Genomic DNA, 17,365 nt, shown 5'->3' with positions numbered 1-17,365 from the left:
GCCACCTCGCCGTCACCCGCGCCTCGTTGCCCGCGCTTCCATCCCGCGCCGGCTTGCCCGCGCTTCCACCCCGCGCCGGGTTGCCCGCGCGTCATCCATCTCCGAGATACGAATTTCGCAGGCCGTCGCAGTTATCCGCGTGCGAGATCCGTATCTCGGCCACCATCGGAACACCCATCGGAGGTCCAGCATGACGAATCGCGTCGGAATCGTCGTCGTCTCGCACAGCGCGCCGCTCGCGGAGGCAGCGGTCGCGCTGGCGCTCGAGATGACCCCGTCGGATCCTCCGCGGGTCGTGCTCGCGGCCGGCACCGCCGACGGCGGCACCGGCACCGATGCGATGCGCGTGGCCGAGGCGATCGGCGAGGCCGCTGCCGAGGGCGGGGGCGTGCTCGTGCTCATGGACCTCGGATCGGCCGTGCTCAGCGCCGAGATGGCGCTCGAGTTCGCCGACGTCGGTGAGGCCCCCGTGCGCCTCACGAGCGCGCCGATCGTGGAAGGGCTGCTGGCGGCGGTCGTGACCGCGGCCTCGGGGGCGTCGCTCGATGCCGTCGAGGCCGAGGCACGGGGCGCGCTCGCGGCGAAGAGCTCGCACCTGGTCGAGGAGGACGCGGATCCGGGTTCCGGACACGCCCCGGCCGATAGCGGGGGCGCAACGGGGACCCTCGCAGGCGCCGAGGAGAAGAGGGTCGAGGCGGAGGTCGAGGTGCTGAACCGCGACGGCCTGCACGCGCGCCCCGCGGCGCTCGTGATCGGTGCACTCGCGGGCCGCGACGCGCTGCTGCGGGTCGCCCGACCGGGATCGGATCCGGTGCGCGTGAGCGGGCCTACCGCGCTTCTCGCGCTCGGCGTCAGCCAGGGCGAGACCCTGCGGCTCACCGCCGAGGGCGCCGACGCGCGGGCGCTGCTCGACGAGCTCACCGCCCTCTTCGCCGACGGGTTCGGCGAGCCGACGGATCCCGCCCCTGGTGGTGCCGGAACAGGCGATCCCGGATCAGTCGATGCGGCAACGCCCGATCCCGCACCTCCCGCCGCCTCCGATGCCCCCGCCACTGCCGCTCCCCCGCGCCCTGCAGGCCGCACCGACGGCCGCGCTGCACACCGCACCGCAGGCGGGACAGCCCCCGGCGGAGCGCCGATCGGCGTGAGCGCCGGCCGCGTCGCGGGGCGCGTGGTGCTCATGCCCGGTCCGGTGGCCGAGCCGCCCGAGGGCCCGGCGACCGCCGCCGCGGACCGGCAGCACGAAGCCGCGCGAGTCGCGGAGTCCGCCGACGCCGTCGCAGCCGCACTGCGGAAGCGCGCCGAGCGCGCGGGCGAGGAGGGGCGCGCGATCCTCGAGGCGGGGGCCGCGATCGCCACGGACGAGGATCTCAGGGAGGCGGCCCGCGAGCGGATCCGATCCGGATCCCCGGCCGCACGAGCCGTCTGGGACGCCTTCAGCGCCGCCGCCGAGGCCCTCCGCGCCGCCGGGGGGCGCACGGCCGAGCGCGCCGCCGACATCTCCGACGTGCGCGCCCGCATCGTGGCCGCGCTCACCGGCCAGCAGCAGCCGGGACTCCCCGACACCGACGATCCCTACGTGCTCGTCGCCCACGATCTCGCCCCCGCGGACACGGCGGTGCTCGATCCCGAGCTCTGCCTCGCGCTCGTCACCGAGGAGGGTGGCCCCACCTCGCACACCGCGATCCTCGCGCGCGGGCACGGCATCCCCGCCGTCGTCGCGGCCCGCGACGCCTGGAGCGACCCGCAGGGCGACACCCTGCTCGTCGACGGTTCGACGGGAGAACTCGTGTGGGATCCCTCGCCCGAGCTCACCGCCTCCCTTGCCGAGCGCGCCGAGATCGCTCCGTTCGACGGGGAGGGCCGCACCTCCGACGGCCACCGCGTGCCCCTGCTCGCGAACGTCGGCAAGGCCGCCGACGCCGAGGAGGGCGCCCGGGCGAACGCGGAGGGCGTGGGCCTCTTCCGCACCGAGTTCTGCTTCCTGGGCCGCACCGAGGAGCCGAGCGTGGATGAGCAGATCGCGGCCTACCGCGGCGTGTTCGCGGCCTTCCCCGGCAAGCGGGTCGTGGTGCGCACGCTCGATGCCGGCTCCGACAAACCGCTCGCGTTCGTGCCGACCGGCGAGGAGGAGAACCCCGCGCTCGGAGTACGGGGCCTGCGCACCTCGTGGGTCGTGCCCGAGCTGCTCGATCGCCAGCTCGAAGCGATCGCTGCCGCCGCCGAGCAGGAGCGAGCCGAGGTCGCGGTGATGGCGCCCATGGTGGCCACCGTCGCGGAAGCGGAGGACTTCGCCGAGCGGGCGCGCGCCCGAGGCCTCGAGCGCGTCGGCGTGATGATCGAGACCCCCTCGGCCGCGCTGCTCGCCGACCGCCTCTTCGAGGTGATCGACTTCGTGAGCCTCGGCACCAATGATCTCACCCAGTACACGATGGCCGCGGACCGGCTGCTGGGCTCGCTCGCAGCGCTGGGCGACCCGTGGCAGCCGGCTGTGATCGAGCTCATTGCGCGGGCCGGAGCCGCGGGGGCCGCGGTCGGCGGCGGCGTGGGCGTGTGCGGCGAGGCAGCGGCCGACCCTCTGCTCGCGGCCGTGCTCGTCGGCGCCGGCGCGACGAGCCTGTCGATGTCGGCGCGTGCGATCCCCGCTGTCGCCGCGCAGCTGAGGACGGTGACCCTCGAGCAGTGCCGCGAGGCCGCGTCGGCGGTCATCGCGGCCCGCGACACCGTGGTGGCGAGGGCTGCGGCGAGCGCGATCCTGCGCTGAGCGGAGGTACGGCCGGAGGGTGGGCTGCAGGAGAGGCGCCGCGGGAGAGGCTCCGTCAGAAGTGCCGTAGCGCCTCGCGAGCGAGCGTGGGCTCGGGAGCACTCGATATCTCGGCGATCCAGATGCGATCCTTGAAGAAGTAGCTGCGGTGCATCGGGGCGACCCCTCCCTCGGAGAAGTCGGAGTAGCGGATCCAGCCCTCCTCCTCCGACCGCACGAACACCGAGCTGTCGAGCTCCGCGATCAGGGCATCGCGCGCGTCGGCGGTCAGCTCGGCGACGTACAGTCGGCTGATGCCGTCGCTCGCGGGGATGCCCCATGCGCAGTGCCGCATCTGCTCGGCCCCGTCGAGCGCTGCGATGGCAGCGGGACCGAAGGCGAGCTCCCTCGCCTTGTCCTGGATCTCCTGCGAGTCGTGGAACGTCTCGATATCGGGCGCGCCCGGAAACTGCTCGCGGACCGTCTCGAGGGGGGCCAGGTCCTCGCAGCCCGGGATCGCGACCGGGGGCTCGGTGGGGTCGGGCTGCGGTGCTGTCGTCTTCGGCGGCGTGCTCTCAGACGGTTCCGTCGACTCGATGGAGCCTGTGGGGGCGGGATCCTCGGTCGGCCCCTCAGCGGGAGCGGCGCAGCCCATCAGCACCAGCGGGATCCCGAGGGCCAGTGAGGCCCCGAGGATCACGGCGGCGAGTCCCGATCTCGGCTTCGCGACCATACCTCCACCGTACGCCGGTGGCTGTCTCCGCGGTAGGGGCGCCGGTTGCGGGGGGCGGTAGGGGCGCCGGTCGCGGTCGAGACAGTCCCTTTCTGGCGAGGCAGCCCCTTCCCGCCGAGGCAGCCCCTTCCTGCCGAGGCCGCCCCTTCCCGCCGAGACGGCCCCTTCCTGTCGAGGCAGCCTGCAATTCACGCGAATCGTGGGCCGTCTCGACATTTTCAGGCCGACTCGATGTTGCGGACGCGGTGGAGGGCTTGTCTCCTCGAACTTCGCTCACAATCACGGGCTTTTCATGCACCCGCGCGACTTATCCACTGATCTACTGTTTCGCCGATTCTCGGGTCTTCCACCCCCTCAGGATGGGGTGACCGGCGATCGCCGGGCCGATCAACGACCAAGGGATGACCCTCTTCATGAATACCTTCGACCAGCAGATGAAACGCAGAGCGTTCGGGCGGCAGGCCGCTGCGGGCACGCTCTCAGTGCTCGCGGTCATGTGGCTCGCCCCCACGACCGCGCACGCCGTCGCGGACGCTCCGGCAGCGCCCCACCCATCGATTACCGCCCCTCCCACGGCGCCCTCAGCGGTGCCCGAACCAGCGCTCGAATCCGCACCCGCAGCGACACCCGAAGCGGCACCCGAAGCGGCACCCGTAGTGAGAGATTTCGCGCGGATCTTCACCGATATCACCGCATCCGAGCAGAACCTCACCCCGGACGGCGAACTGCACGTCACCGAGGGCGTCATCATCGTCGGCGGCGCGCTGAGGGTTCCGGCGGCCGCAAGAGCGGGAGAGACGATCGAGCTCGGCCTCGACAACGGGTTCGCGTTCCGCAGCTTCAAGGATCTCGAGATCCGCACACCAGACGGCACGCTGATCGCCACCGCGTCGGCGACCGCCTCGCGCTTGACGGTCTCGCTCGCGGACGGTGTGGACCGTCTGCAGGACGTGACGGGCACGTTCACCGTGACCGTGCGCGGCGAACACCTCTTCGAAGCCGTAAACTCGCAGGTGCTGAACCTCATCGCCCCGAACGGGCAGCTGCTCGGCCCGGGAAGCTCGCACACGATGCAGCAGCAGCTCCCCAACGCGACCGGGATGCTGCTGAGCACCGGAATCGCCTCGGGCAATGAGATCAGCGTGACCGCGATGGTGCAGTATTCCCCGCAGGGCAGGGCCAAGGGACCGCTCGACCCGGGGACCGTGAAGTTCACGGTCGAATCGCGTGAGCGCGATGCCGTGGTGAACGCCGACTATCGGTGGAGCTACCGCTTCATCGACTCCGCAGGCCTCCTCATGAGCACCGCTGCCCCGGGCGTGACCGGCACCGCGGTCGCGAAGCGGGTGAGCAGCAAGCGCGTCGTGCTCACGCTCCCTGCCGGGGTGCAAGTGCCCGAGGGCGCCGTCGGCGTTCGTCTCTCCGCCGGCTACGTCGTGGGCAAGCCGTCTGCTCAGTATCACTTCGCCCACAAGGTGGAAGCGATGGGCGATACGCCCGTGGACACCTTCAACAACCTCCCCGAGAACACCGATGCGAATCGCGACAGCGTGTATCGGTCGACGATCCGGTCGGCGAAGCTCGACGGGGCCGCCGACGGAGTGCTCCGCCCCGCGCGTACGAGCATCACCAAGGAGGTGACCTCGGACACGTCACGCCTCATGGCCGGCGACACGGCCAGCTATGAGATCGTGACGACGAATGAGGAGGCCTCGCGGGCGGCGATCGGCGTCGTGACGACCGACATTCTGCCCGACGGCGTGGAGGTGGTGTCGGTCTCCGACCTGGCACGGGCGGACGGACGCCGGATCGTGTGGCCCGCGGTCGACCTCGCCGGCGGCGAGACCTCCACCCGCACGGTGGAGGTGAGGGTCACGGAGAAGAGCGCGGAGCTCCTGAGGAACGAGGCCACCAACACGGGCGTGAACACCTGCTTCGCCGGCGACACGACGGGCTCGGTGTGCGCTGCCGACGCCTCGGTGCCGGTGGTGAAGCCCGGCCTCGAGACGATCAAGACCGTCGCCGAGGTGCAGGACACCAACCAGGACGGCGCGCGCGGCAACGCCGGCGACACGATCGTCTACGGCATCACCGCGAAGAACACCGGCAACACGACCGAGGAGTCCATCATGCTCGCCGACGAGCTCCTCGGACTCGAGGGGCAGGAGTGCCTCGCCGAACCGCTTCCGGCAGGAGAACAGGTCTCATGCATCGGCGACTTCGAGCACATCATCACCGAGGCCGATGAGAAGGCCGGCGAGGTGCACAACATCGCCACCCTGCAAGTACCGGGGATCGATCCAGTTCCCGGTGAGGTGACCGAGAAGACCGCGCCGACCCCTGAGCCCGCCGCGGAACAACCGAGGGAGACTTCGCAGGAGGATGCTCCGAAGGAGGGCTCGAAGCAGCGGGAACAGCACGAGACTCCGCTCGCGATGACCGGCGGAGAGGGGCTGCTGCCCCTCGCCGGTACCGCGGCGTCGCTTCTCGGCGCAGCCGGGGGACTGCTCGCGTTCATGGCTTGGAAGCGGAAGCGCGCCGCGGCCGGGGTCGAAGGAGCCGAGCGGTGAGCAGCCGCGAATGCTCGCACGGCTGCTGAGCGAGCATTCGCGGCTGAGCGGATCCTCTGAGCAAACCGGTTGAGCGATTCGGCCGACCGGATCGGCGTTCGCGGGGCCCCGGGGCGGGGCCGTCCCGCAACGCCGATCCGGGCCGCCTCCCCCTCGCCACGCAGTGGCGCGCACGAGTTCTCACACGTCTCGTCGCTCCGCCGCGCTCAGGGGGCGCTGTTCCAGCTCTCGATGAAGGCCCTTCCCTGCTTCGCGGCTCGAGGCCCGGCGTCGTCAGCGTCGATCCTCGGCGCTGCGACCAGACAGAAGGCACCATCGCCCTGTTCGACGCAGAGCCGTTCACCGGGCTCCGCGAGATCCTTCACACCCGGCGCGTACGCCCCGAGATCGTCATCGGCGACATCGTCGGCCACCACGAGTTCGATCGAGTATCCGGCTGACCGGCGCACGGCCTCCACTCCGTCCCGGGCGAGCAGATCCGCCATCGGACGCATCGAGTCGGCCAGGCGCGAGGGCGTCTCCTCCAGTTCGAGCGTCGGCTCATCGGGCCGACCGCTCGACACTGTGATCGTCTCGAGCATCGCGGCGCGCGGATCCTCGGCCAGCACCCCCGCGAGTTCCTCGGCATCGACCACCGATTTCAGGTGGAAGGCCGCCGTGCGGTCGTCGGTCCACACGGTATCGATGGTCTCCATGCGCTCGTCGCCCATGTCGGCGAGGATCGACCTGACGGTGTCGCCGGTCGCACCCGGGAAGAGCGTGACGATGTTGCTTTCCACAAACACCTCGATGCCCGGCACCCCGAGCGCAGCGCGCGCGATCGATGCCGCCTCCGGGGCGTCCCGCTCGCTGCCGACCGTGACGGTGAACGCGTCCTGCTCCGCGCGGAACGACGTCAGAGCGACCTCCGCTCGCAGCCCGTCGTACGCGTGTTGCGCCCGCTCCAGCCACGGACCCGGCCGACCCGACAGTTCCACCGACCCCTCCGACGCCGACTCGGCTGCGACCGTGATGGCGGGCTCCAGCCCCCTCTCCGAGAAGCGGCCCGCGGTCTCCCCGAAGAGGGCGAAGGCGCTCGGCGCGTCCACCGCGTGCAGCGCGACGTGGGTGACGTCACTGCGGTGATCCTGCGATCCGATGTCCCCCGAGACCGATGCGGCATCGGCTCGCTGCGCGAGCGCGAGATCGAGGACCGCCTCGTTCGTCTCAGTCTCGGTGAGCACCGGGATCCGCCATTCACCGACCTCGATATCGATACGGACCCGCGCCTCCCCGCGGCGGTCGGCCTCTCCTGCGGCGAACTCGACGATGCGCCCTGAGACGTCGCGCACTTGCTCGTCGCTCGCCCCGTCGCGCAGGATCACCGTGCCGCCGACGCCACCGGTGAACGGCATGTTGTCGGCGCTGGAGAGGTCGAGGCTCTCGATCGCAGGATCGGCCGAGAACTCCTGCCTGAACGCGCTCGCAACGCCGTCGCCCGTCATGCACCCGGTGAGCAACACGAGCGCGCACATCGCTGCGGCGAGCGCGGCACGAATGCGGTGCCGGCGTCGCCGACGCTCGTGCCGCTCAGGCATCGCACCTCCTGGCAGGATCGCGCTCGTCAGGCGGCCGCTCTCGGGCATTCCCCGCCACGGGCGAGGCATGTGGAGACAGACCGTGAGAGAACACTATCCCGATTCAGCCGGTTCCGTGCGGGGTCGGCGACACCGTCGACACCGCGCGGACATCAGCATCCGGGCACTCCTCACCCCACCAGCACCGTCGCTAGGCTGGCAGCATGACCCGAACGACTGCGGCAATCATCACCGGTGCGTCCCGTGGAATCGGCGAGGCGATCGCGCGAACACTCGCTGCGAGCGGCGTCGCGGTCGGGTTGATCGCCCGAGGCGGTGAGGGCCTCGCACGGGTCGCGGATGAGATCGTCGAGGCAGGAGGCCGCGCGGCGCATCGCTCGGTCGACGTGACCGATGATGCGGCCGTGCAGGCGGCGGTCGCGGAGCTGACCGCCGAGCTGAACGCACCGATCAGCCTGCTCGTGAACAACGCCGGGCGCATCGACACCGAGGTGCCGCTGTGGCAGGCCGACGCGCACGAGTGGCGAGAGGTGATCGAGACGAACCTCATCGGCTCGTTCCATGTTTCCCGGGCGACCATCCCTCTGATGCTCGAGCAGGGCGGAGGCCGGGTGGTCGAACTGGTCTCCGGCGCCGGCGCCCGGGACTGGGCGAAGGCCTCGGCCTACACCTCGAGCAAGGCCGCCATGATCCGCAACGTCGGCCACCTGCACGAGGCCGGCTTCGCACTCGGTCTCCGCAGCTTCGCGGTTTCGCCCGGCACGGTGAAGACCGCGATGAGCACGTCGATGCAGCTGCACGCGAACCGCACCGAGTTCACCCCGGTCGAGCGCACGACCGAGCTGGTGCTCGCGATCCACCGCGGCGAGCTCGACGGCTGGTCGGGCAAGTATCTCCGAGTGACGCACGACAGCCCCGAGTCGCTCGCCGCATACGAGGCCCTGCACGGCGCTCCCCCGGAAGCGGCCCGACGCCTGGGGATCGCGCCCTGGGGCGACGACGACCCGCAGCTGACAGAGATGCTGGTGCCGAAGCCCCGCTGAGCGGGCGGGGGCGGCACCGCGTCGCGCACGGCATTCAGCGCTCTTCTCCCCTGGGATTCTTCTTGTATCCTAGATGGGTCTCGCGGCTTCTCGCCCCTTGATGACGTTCGATTCCACATGCGCTGCACCGGCGCAGAGAAAGCACTCATGGAACCCTCCACCGCCACTCCCCCTCGGGCCACCGACCACGACGCCCGCCTCGCCCGCGTGCAGCGGCGCACGATGATCGTGCTCGTGATCTCCCAGATCGTCGGCACGGTCGGCGTCGGCGTGGCCCCCTCGATCGGCGTGCTGCTGGCGGGTGAGGTCACGCAGAACGAGGCCTGGGCCGGCCTCGCCCGCACCGCGAGCACCCTCGGCGCCGCCCTGCTCGGCCTGCCGCTCGGCAACCTGGCCGCGCGCAGAGGCCGCCGATTCGCGCTCGCCACCGGCTGGTGGATCGCCGCCGCGGGCGCGGTGGTCCTCGTCCCCGCGGCGCAGTGGGATCTGGTGGTGCCCCTGTTCATCGGCCTGCTGCTCATCGGCTCGGGATCAGCCGTCAGCCTGCAATCGCGCTTCGCCGCCACCGATCTCGCCGAGCCGAGGCGCAAGGCCCGATCTCTCGCCCTCATCGTCTGGGTGGGCACCATCGGATCCGTGCTGGGCCCGAATCTGGGAGCGCCGGGCGCCATCATCGGGGATGCGACCGGACTGACCGTGTACGCGAGCGCCTTCCTCATCGCGGGTATTTGCCTCGCTCTCGCCGGGCTCGTCGTATTCCTGATCCTGCGCCCCGATCCCCTGCTCCTGTTCAACGAGGCGAACGGCGACGCTCAAGGCCCTGTCGCGAAGCGCAAGGGCGGCCGTTTCGCGCCGATCTTCGCAGAGATCCGCACGAACCGGCCGGCGCGGATCGCCGTCATCGCGATCCTCACCGCGCAGATCGTCATGGTCTCGATCATGACGATGACACCCGTGCACATGGTGCATCAGGGCGGCACGGTGAACCTCGTCGGCATCACGATCAGCCTGCACATCCTCGGCATGTACGCACTCGCCCCCGTCGTCGGCTGGATCACCGACCGCTATGGGCACCGCTTCTCGATCTGGGCCGGCATCGGGGTCTTCCTGCTGTCGCTGGTATTCGGCGCCGTCTGGGCCGACGAGACCGGCTGGATCATCGCCTCGCTGATCCTGCTCGGGATCGGGTGGTCGTTCGTCAACGTCGCCGGATCCGCCCTGTTCGCGTCGACCGTCTCGGCGGAGGTACGAGCCTCGTCGCAGGGTGGTGTGGACGCGCTCGCGAACCTGTGCGGCGCGGTCGCTGCCTTCGCGGCCGGTCCGCTGCTCGCGGTCAGCAGCTTCGCGACGCTCTCGATCCTCGCGATGGTCGTACTCGTCCCGCTGATCCTGTTTATCATCCGCCGCTTCGAAGCATAAGAACTCATTGAGAAGCACAGGAGCAGGCTCGGTTCCGGATGCCGAGCGGCCGGCTGCGCTGCCATCAGATCCCGCTCGTCGCTGTAAGTCTGCGCCACTGTAGACCTTCGGCACCGTTGTAGACCTCTCGCACGGTGCGAGAGGTCTACAACGGTGCGAGAGGTCTACATCGGCGGGACCGACAGGAACACACGAACCCACACGTGATTCCCACCGGTGTGGCCCTGCATGAGGTTCGTTGTCATGACTCCGGCGATTCACGGGAAACGGGGGCTGAAGGCTGATGCTTACCGGCCTCGTGCGAATCACCGGAGTTCTGATGCTGGCCCAGAGCGGGCAGTTCGACGCCCATCGGCGTCGGCCGCCGGTACACCACCGTGAGAGTGCCCGTGACGAAGCGCAGCGGTTCGCCCCCGTCGCCCACTTCGCGCCTCCGCGCGCGATGCGCGAAGCCGGAGGCCGCCGCCGCCCCGTGGCAATCCAGCAACGAGACGAGCAGCCCGCCGTAGACATGCCTGGGCACTGTACTCCGGCGGAGGTGTGAACCTGAGCATGGCCTCATCGCCCTCGAGATAGCTCCTGAACCGCATGCCGTGCGGATTGGCGGGGCCGCAGCCGTGGCAGTGCGCGAACCGCTCGAGGTACGAATCCTGTATCGCCCCCGCGAGCCTCTTCAGGGATGCGGCTAGCGCGTCAGTTGCAGAGGCGGCCGCGAGGGGCCCTCCAAGCGGGCGACGGCGACCTTCAGATCGGTCACCTCACCTGCAACACCGCCGACGCGCTTACCCACCCGGTCAAGCCGCGACGACAGTCGCTCACCCATTCGATCGATCCGATCCCCGAGCCCCGTCTCCACCCGATCGAGTCGCCGGTCGAAGTGCGTGATCATCCACCCGAACCCCGCCGCGAGCGCTCCGAGCAGCGTGGCAGCGCTGACGATGGTGGTGATGACTGCGACCACGATGGAACCCCTCTCGGCGATCGGCGCGATGCGATCGGATGCGATGCGATGCGATGCGATGCACTCAGTGTAGGCAGGGCGGCGGGGCCGGGAGACGGATTCCGAGAATCTGTGGATAACTCGCGCAAACCCGTCTGATACGGCCCTCAGGTGCGCACGACCGGCACGAGTTCGACGTCTCGGAGCGCTCCCGCATCCGCAATGGCGGTCATGAAGGTGCAGACCGGCTGCCGGCGCCGATCAGTCGGGGAGCCCGGGTTGAGCAGCCGCAGCCCGCTCGGCGTCGTCGTGTCCCACGGGATGTGGCTGTGCCCGAACACGAGCACGTCGAACTCCGCGAACCGCTCATCCATGCGCTTCTCGCGCCCCTGCGCGGCACCGGTCTCGTGCACGACGGCGAGGCGGATCCCCTCGATCTCCGCGGTCGCGATCTCGGGCAGTCGCGCCCGCAGCCCAGGACCGTCATTGTTGCCGAAGACGGCGATCAGTCGGCGCGAGCGCTGCTCGAGCGCGTCGAGGGTCGCCTCGTCCACCCAGTCGCCCGCATGGATGACGACGTCGGCTGCCTCGACCGCATCCCACACGGGGTCGGGCAACGCCTTCGCGCGCTTCGGCAGGTGGGTATCCGCGAGCAGGACGAGAGATACGGGCATATATCCATTGAACCGGATCCCGCGCCGATCGCTACGCGCGCCGCTTGCCGAAGCGGACGAGTATCAATGCCGCCCCGCTGACGACCACAGCCCCGAGCAGCACCCACAGGTCCGAGACACTCCCCGTCGCCCCGAGCACCGATGCCTCGAGTCGCGCCTGGTCGGTGGCGCCGAGCACCCCGCCGAGCGAGGTCGTGCCTCTGGTGACCAGCAGGAAGACGCCGATCGCGATGGTCAGCGCACCGCCGATCACCCCCGTCCAGGTGTTGCGCCACGGCCCGATCCTGATCTCCCGCGGCCGCACCAGCTTCTTCACCGCCGGGATCCTGCCCCAGAGCAGCGCGAGGATCAGCAGTGGCAGCGCCATCCCCGCGGCGAAGACCAGCAGCACGAGGCCGCCGTAGACCGCGTTACCGCCCATCGCCGCGTAGGTGAGCACGGCGCCGAGCAGCGGCCCCGCGCAGACGCCGGCGAGCCCGTAGACCGTGCCGAGCGCGTACACCGACAATCCGGAGGTGCCGTCGAGCCCGGAAGCACCGCGCAGGCGGAGGAACGGCAGGTTCAGCAGCATGATCGCGCCGAGCACGATCACCACGATCGAGGCGACCGTGACGAACACGAAGCGGTGCGCGTTGATGAACGCGCCGAGGGTGCCCGCGAGCATGCCGAGCGGCACCAGCGTTGTGATGAGGCCGAGATAGAAGACGCCGGTACGTGAGACGACCTGCCGAGGCGTGGTGAACGCGTACGAGAAGAACGCCGGCAGCAGCATCACCGAGCAGGGACTCAGCAGCGTGAGCACGCCGCCGAGCAGCGCACCGAGCAGACCGATGTTCACGAGGTCTCGCTACTTCTGCGCGTCGGCGAGCGCCCCGTCGAGGAACTCGCGGAAGGCCTCGACCGGCTGTGCTCCTGACAAGGCCTGCCCATCGGCGACGAAGAACGGCACTCCGCTGACCCCCAGCTGCTGCGCCTGCGCCGTGCTCGCCTCGACGGCCCGCCGCAGCTCGGGATCGTCGAGATCCCTCTCGAACTGCGCGAGATCCGCGATCCCCGCCGTCTTCGCGAAGCCGATCAGCTTCTCACGCGGCATGTCCGGGTGGCCCTCCTCCGGTGCGGCCGCGTAGAGCACCTCCAGATACTCGGCGTACCCGCCCTGGTTGCCGGCGGCGCGGGCGGCGATCGCGGCATCGGCCGACTCGTCGCCGAAGTAGGCGACGTCGTTGATCTCGATGCGCACCTTCCCGGAGTCGACGTACTCCTCGACGATCGCCGGCAGCGTATCCCGATTGAACACGGCGCAGAAGGGGCAGCGCATATCCGTCCACTCGCTGAGCACGACCGGCGCATCCGGGTCGCCGAGCGCCATCGGATCCTCAGGATCGGCGCGCACGTAGCTCGCCTCGTCCGGCCCGCTCTGCTCCGCTGACGGCGCCGAGGTCTCGGCGGGCGCGCCCGACGCCCCCGGGCCCTGCTCGGTCGACTGGGCGAACAGAGCGATGCCCAGGAACACGGACACCGCCAGGAGCAGAAGGGTGGCGACCCTCAAGCGACGGTACTTCTGCAGGGAGACAGTCGAGGAGGATGGAGCAGCCATCCATCTAGGATACAAGCGGAATCCCACAGTTGATGGGCAATCGCTCAGCAATCTTTAGCCGATCCAACATGGATACTAGTTGTACCCACGCCCGCCCCGACCGAACGAGGTGCCCGCAGCATGATGCAAGAACAGGGATCCGCCGCCATCCGCGCCTACGAGCACATCCGCGACGGAATCATCGAGGGGCGCTACGAGACCGGGGAGATGCTCGGCGAGTCCGGCCTCGCCGCGGAGCTCTCGATGAGCCGCACTCCCATCCGCTCGGCGCTGGTCAGGCTTCAGGACGAGCAGTGGATCACGATCTACCCGAAGCGCGGCGCTCTCGTGAAGGGGCTCAGCGATCGCGCCATCTCTGACCTCTCCGACACCCGCTACATCCTGGAATCAGCCGCGGTGCAGCGGGCGGACAGCTCCCAGATCGAGGCCCTCGCCGAGAAGCTCGCCCAGCAGATCACCGAGCAGCAGACCGCGCTCGAGGCGCGAGACGTGCGCGGCTTCGTCGACCTGACCACGGCGTTCCACCGCTCGTTCGTGGAGGTCTGCGGCAACCAGGTGCTGCTCGAACTCAGCGACCGGCTCGCCGACCGACAGCGCTACATGCTGTTCAAGCTGGGCCCGAAGCTGCTCGAGCAGTGCCAGCTCATCCTCGATGAGCACCGGGAACTCGTCGATGCCCTGCAGGCCGCCGACCCCGCGCGGTTCGCCGAGACGCTGCGAAGGCACATCAACGACGTGCACACCGAGCGGGTGGCGCCGCTCGCGCCCGTGCCCTGATCGACGGAGCTCGGGTTCGTCATTCTCCGCCCTCGGCGCCTGCGCGCCGATCCCGCTTCCGTCTCCGCAGCCGATCCCACTCGGCGACCTGCTCGCCGACCCACTGCTCGTAGCCGTTGCCCGTCGGGCGGTAGAGGCATTCGCGCTCCATGCTTTCGGGGAAGTAATCGGCGCCGGAGAAGCCGTCCTCGGTGTCGGGATCGTACTGGTAGCCCTTCCCGTAGCCGAGGTTCTTCATGAGCTTCGTGGGAGCGTTCAAGATGTGCGGCGGGGGCATGAGGGATCCGGTCCGCTTCGCGAGCTTCCGCGCCGCGTTGAAGCCCCGGTACACGCTGATCGACTTCGGTGCGGTCGCGAGATAGACGACGGCTTGCGCGATCGCGAGCTCCCCTTCGGGCGAACCGAGACGCTCATACACGTCCCACGCAGCGAGCGCCTGGTGCACGGCCTGGGGATCCGCGATGGCGATGTCCTCGTTCGCGAACCTGACAAGGCGACGGACGATGTAAAGGGGATCCTCGCCGCCATCGAGCATGCGCGCCAGCCAGTACAGAGCGGCATCGGGATCCGAGCCCCGCATCGACTTGTGCAGCGCCGAGATGAGATTGTAGTGCCCCTCCTGCGACTTGTCGTAGAGCGGGGCGCGCTGCTGCACCAGCCGAGCGAGGCCCGCTACGTCGAGCGTTTCGTGCACCGTCTGCAACTGCTCGACGAGGTTGAGCAAGTAACGTCCGTCACCGTCGGCCATCGCCATCAGCGCGTGCCGTGCTTCCGCCTCGAGCGGCAGAGGCCGCCCTATCGCGCGCTCCGCCCGATCGATGAGCGTGCCGAGAGCGTCATCGTCGAGCCGCCTGAGCACGAACACCTGGCAGCGTGAGAGCAGCGCCCCGTTGAGTTCGAAGCTCGGGTTCTCGGTCGTCGCCCCGACCAGCACGATCGTGCCGTCCTCGACATACGGCAGGAATGAATCCTGCTGAGCGCGGTTGAAGCGGTGGATCTCGTCGACGAACAGCAGCGTGCCCTGCCCGATCTCGCGTCGCTTCTGGGCCGCGCCGAACACCTTGCGCAGGTCGGCAACGCCGGAGAACGTCGCAGACACGGACTCGAAGACGAGGTTCGTGCGCTCGGCGAGGAGTCTGGCGATCGTGGTCTTCCCGCACCCGGGCGGCCCCCACAGGATCATCGATACGAGCCGCTGCTCGGCGACCATACGCCCGATCGGCCCCTCCTCGCCGAGCAGGTGCTCCTGCCCGACGACCTCATCCAAGGTGCCCGGCCGCAGCCGATCCGCGAGCGGACGCGCAGAGTCGTCCGCCTCGAACAGCGAAAGCTGATCCTGACTCATCGGCGCACCCCTCTCCCCGGCTCCTACCCCGCCAGCTTAGGCAGACGATCCGCGGCTTCGGAACCGGGATGAGCAGGACCGATCGCCCGGAACACTTCGTCACGGGGCGAGCCTCCGGTGGATCTCGGTGAACAGCTGGGATGGAGCGGAGAACCGCCACGGGAGCGGCCCGATACCGCGCAAGGTGAGCCCCTCATGGTCATCACCGGCCGTTCCGACGGGTTCAGCCGCGGATCAGCATCGTGCCGCTCTGGCCGCTGTAGATGCGCTCCTGGTCGGGCATGTCGGCGGTGCCCATCAGCATCTCGGCGGGGATCGGGACCCCGGCCGGGTAGTAGATCCCGAACGGTGCCCCCTCCACGTCGAGACCGATCGTGCCGTCAGGATTCGGGTCGGTGACGTGCACGAAGGGCCAGGTCTGCCCGGTGGCGTGGATCGTGTAGTTCGGCAGCGCGATGGTGAGGCAGCCGTCGCCGTTCTGGCTCTGCGGCGCATCGCACCAGTCGCCGTTCACGATCTCGACGCCGCTCGCGTCCGGCTCAGGGGCGGTGCGGCCGGCGAGCAGCCAGGCGCGCTCCACCTGGCGGGTCTCCACGCCCTCTTCGCCGTCGACGCCGACGGTGACGCTCCACTGATCCTCGCTCTTGTCAATCACGGGTGCGGAGTCGTCGTCGGGCACGACGACCTCCTCGAAATCGTCCCCGGGGCCGGACACGCGCGTGTACGCCACCAGGTAGCCCTCCGGGGGTGAGAACGCACCGCCGTTCACCGAGACGAACACCGACCCGTCTTCGAGTTCGAGCCACAGCGGGATCGGCTCCTCGGCCGCCGCGGTCCCGGTCGGCGCCGGGCCGCTCAACGGGATCAGCCGGAGCGTCTGCTCCTCCGGTGCGGCTTCGTCCAGGCAGGCGATCTGTGTCGAACGCTCGGTGAGCCAGCAGGCGGAGGTCGCGTCGGCGGTCGGTCCGCAGGAGACCGTGTTCTCACCCGCGCCGTGCTCGGAGGTATCGCAGAACTCTGCGGAGACGGATCCACCGCCGGTGAGCGCCGACTCGTCGAGGCTCCAGCCCTCGGCGAGCTCTCCGTCCTCGGTGAACGGGGCGAGCTCGATGACCTCCGTGGCGGCGGCTGCCTGCTCTGCCTGTTCCGTCGGCTTCGCAGTCGGTGTCGGCTCTGCTCCCGGCGCATCACCGCAGGCGGTCAACCCGATGCCCAGCAGCAGGAGAGCGGGAACCGCGATCGCGGCGGTCCGAGCCTTCGCACGTGAAACGGCAGTGGTACGCATCTGCTTCGATCCCCCGGTCAGTAGATTTCATGGCGCACCTCCCACCGTAGACCGTTCGGGGAGGTCGGCCTATCGACCTGATGCACCGATCGAGCTTCAAGCACCCCGATAGCGCGGAAAGAGGTGCTGCAGCGCCGATCGGTGCGCGGAGGTGCGCCGTGGTGAGGTGCACGGAGAGGGCGATCCCGAGCCGGGATCCCGCCGCTTCCCGGAACCGGGAACCCGCAGCCCCCGAACCCCGCAGCACCGCCGCAGACGACGAAGCGGGCCGGATCTCCGTAGAAATCCGACCCGCTTCTGTATTTCGTGAACTCGGGGCCTCACATTTCGTGAAACACCCTTCGTGGGCCCAATCATGAAATCTCAGGGCCCATACGTTTTAAGGGCCCTGGAAGGGCGTCCGGTGTCAAATTCCAGGTTTAGACCAGAACTTTTCCACTGGGGCCTCACCTGGAGCTATATGAATTGGCCTGGTTTGAGTTCCGACCGGTTTTCCTGTCAACCTGTCGGTGACAGAAGTTCCTCGGCCTCAGCATAGTAGGCCTGCTCGACCTCGATCGGGGTACGCATATCGAGCTCCCCGTGGGTCAAGTCCCGGGTGGTGGTGTAACGGTTGGTCCTTCGTGGTGATGGGGTCAGGCGCTGAGCTCGAGAACGGTATC

Annotated in this window: 14 protein-coding genes; 5 read left to right on the top strand and 9 right to left on the bottom strand. The window is 69.5% G+C overall.

The features are described from left to right. Positions 1-190: 190 nt before the first annotated feature. A complete protein-coding gene (gene ptsP / locus AC0KXF_RS06695) occupies positions 191-2,764 on the top strand; it encodes a phosphoenolpyruvate--protein phosphotransferase (RefSeq protein ID WP_473108432.1) in 2,574 nt (857 codons plus the stop codon). 55 nt (positions 2,765-2,819) lie between these two features. On the opposite strand, the gene AC0KXF_RS06690 is transcribed toward ptsP, so the two are convergent. Continuing rightward, the gene (locus AC0KXF_RS06690) at positions 2,820-3,476 is read right to left on the bottom strand and encodes a hypothetical protein (protein ID WP_473108431.1); all 657 of its coding nucleotides are present in this window, start codon (positions 3,474-3,476) and stop codon (positions 2,820-2,822) included. A gap of 413 nt (positions 3,477-3,889) precedes the next feature. Here AC0KXF_RS06690 and AC0KXF_RS06685 point away from each other — a divergent pair, with 413 nt between their 5' ends. Continuing rightward, positions 3,890-6,046: a DUF7507 domain-containing protein gene (locus AC0KXF_RS06685; protein WP_473108430.1), complete on the top strand. Its 2,157-nt coding sequence runs from the start codon at positions 3,890-3,892 to the stop codon at positions 6,044-6,046. Positions 6,047-6,252: 206 nt separating this feature from the next. Here AC0KXF_RS06685 and AC0KXF_RS06680 read toward each other — a convergent pair whose 3' ends face one another. Then, positions 6,253-7,623, bottom strand: coding sequence for a hypothetical protein (locus AC0KXF_RS06680; protein WP_473108429.1), 1,371 nt, complete (start codon positions 7,621-7,623; stop codon positions 6,253-6,255). 203 nt (positions 7,624-7,826) lie between these two features. On the opposite strand from AC0KXF_RS06680, the gene AC0KXF_RS06675 reads away from it, so the two are divergent. After that, a complete protein-coding gene (locus AC0KXF_RS06675; protein ID WP_473108428.1) occupies positions 7,827-8,666 on the top strand; it encodes an SDR family oxidoreductase in 840 nt (279 codons plus the stop codon). Positions 8,667-8,813: 147 nt separating this feature from the next. Further along, positions 8,814-10,085, top strand: coding sequence for an MFS transporter (locus AC0KXF_RS06670; protein ID WP_473108427.1), 1,272 nt, complete (start codon positions 8,814-8,816; stop codon positions 10,083-10,085). Positions 10,086-10,326: 241 nt separating this feature from the next. On the opposite strand, the gene AC0KXF_RS06665 is transcribed toward AC0KXF_RS06670, so the two are convergent. From AC0KXF_RS06665 to AC0KXF_RS06645, 5 genes are all read right to left on the bottom strand, one after another. Further along, a complete protein-coding gene (locus AC0KXF_RS06665) occupies positions 10,327-10,608 on the bottom strand; it encodes a hypothetical protein (RefSeq protein ID WP_473108426.1) in 282 nt (93 codons plus the stop codon). 162 nt (positions 10,609-10,770) lie between these two features. Next, complete coding sequence (locus AC0KXF_RS06660) at positions 10,771-11,046, bottom strand: hypothetical protein (protein ID WP_473108425.1); 276 nt, start codon at positions 11,044-11,046, stop codon at positions 10,771-10,773. 146 nt (positions 11,047-11,192) lie between these two features. Next, positions 11,193-11,699, bottom strand: coding sequence for a metallophosphoesterase family protein (locus AC0KXF_RS06655; protein ID WP_473108424.1), 507 nt, complete (start codon positions 11,697-11,699; stop codon positions 11,193-11,195). A 31-nt stretch (positions 11,700-11,730) separates the two neighbouring features. Further along, positions 11,731-12,537, bottom strand: a complete 807-nt coding sequence (locus AC0KXF_RS06650; protein ID WP_473108423.1) for a cytochrome c biogenesis CcdA family protein — start codon at positions 12,535-12,537, stop codon at positions 11,731-11,733. Positions 12,538-12,546: 9 nt separating this feature from the next. Then, complete coding sequence (locus AC0KXF_RS06645) at positions 12,547-13,296, bottom strand: DsbA family protein (protein WP_473108422.1); 750 nt, start codon at positions 13,294-13,296, stop codon at positions 12,547-12,549. Between the two features lie 120 nt (positions 13,297-13,416). Here AC0KXF_RS06645 and AC0KXF_RS06640 point away from each other — a divergent pair, with 120 nt between their 5' ends. After that, a complete protein-coding gene (locus tag AC0KXF_RS06640) occupies positions 13,417-14,073 on the top strand; it encodes a GntR family transcriptional regulator (protein WP_473108421.1) in 657 nt (218 codons plus the stop codon). Between the two features lie 19 nt (positions 14,074-14,092). On the opposite strand, the gene AC0KXF_RS06635 is transcribed toward AC0KXF_RS06640, so the two are convergent. Both AC0KXF_RS06635 and AC0KXF_RS06630 read right to left on the bottom strand, forming a co-directional pair. Beyond that, entirely contained in the window at positions 14,093-15,418 is a 1,326-nt protein-coding gene (locus AC0KXF_RS06635) for a replication-associated recombination protein A (protein ID WP_473108420.1), read from the bottom strand. A 223-nt stretch (positions 15,419-15,641) separates the two neighbouring features. Further along, the gene (locus AC0KXF_RS06630; protein ID WP_473108419.1) at positions 15,642-16,703 is read right to left on the bottom strand and encodes a hypothetical protein; all 1,062 of its coding nucleotides are present in this window, start codon (positions 16,701-16,703) and stop codon (positions 15,642-15,644) included. Positions 16,704-17,365 lie beyond the last annotated feature (662 nt).

It is taken from the genome of Leucobacter holotrichiae (assembly GCF_055791005.1).
This window is presented reverse-complemented; position numbering and strand designations above follow the sequence as displayed.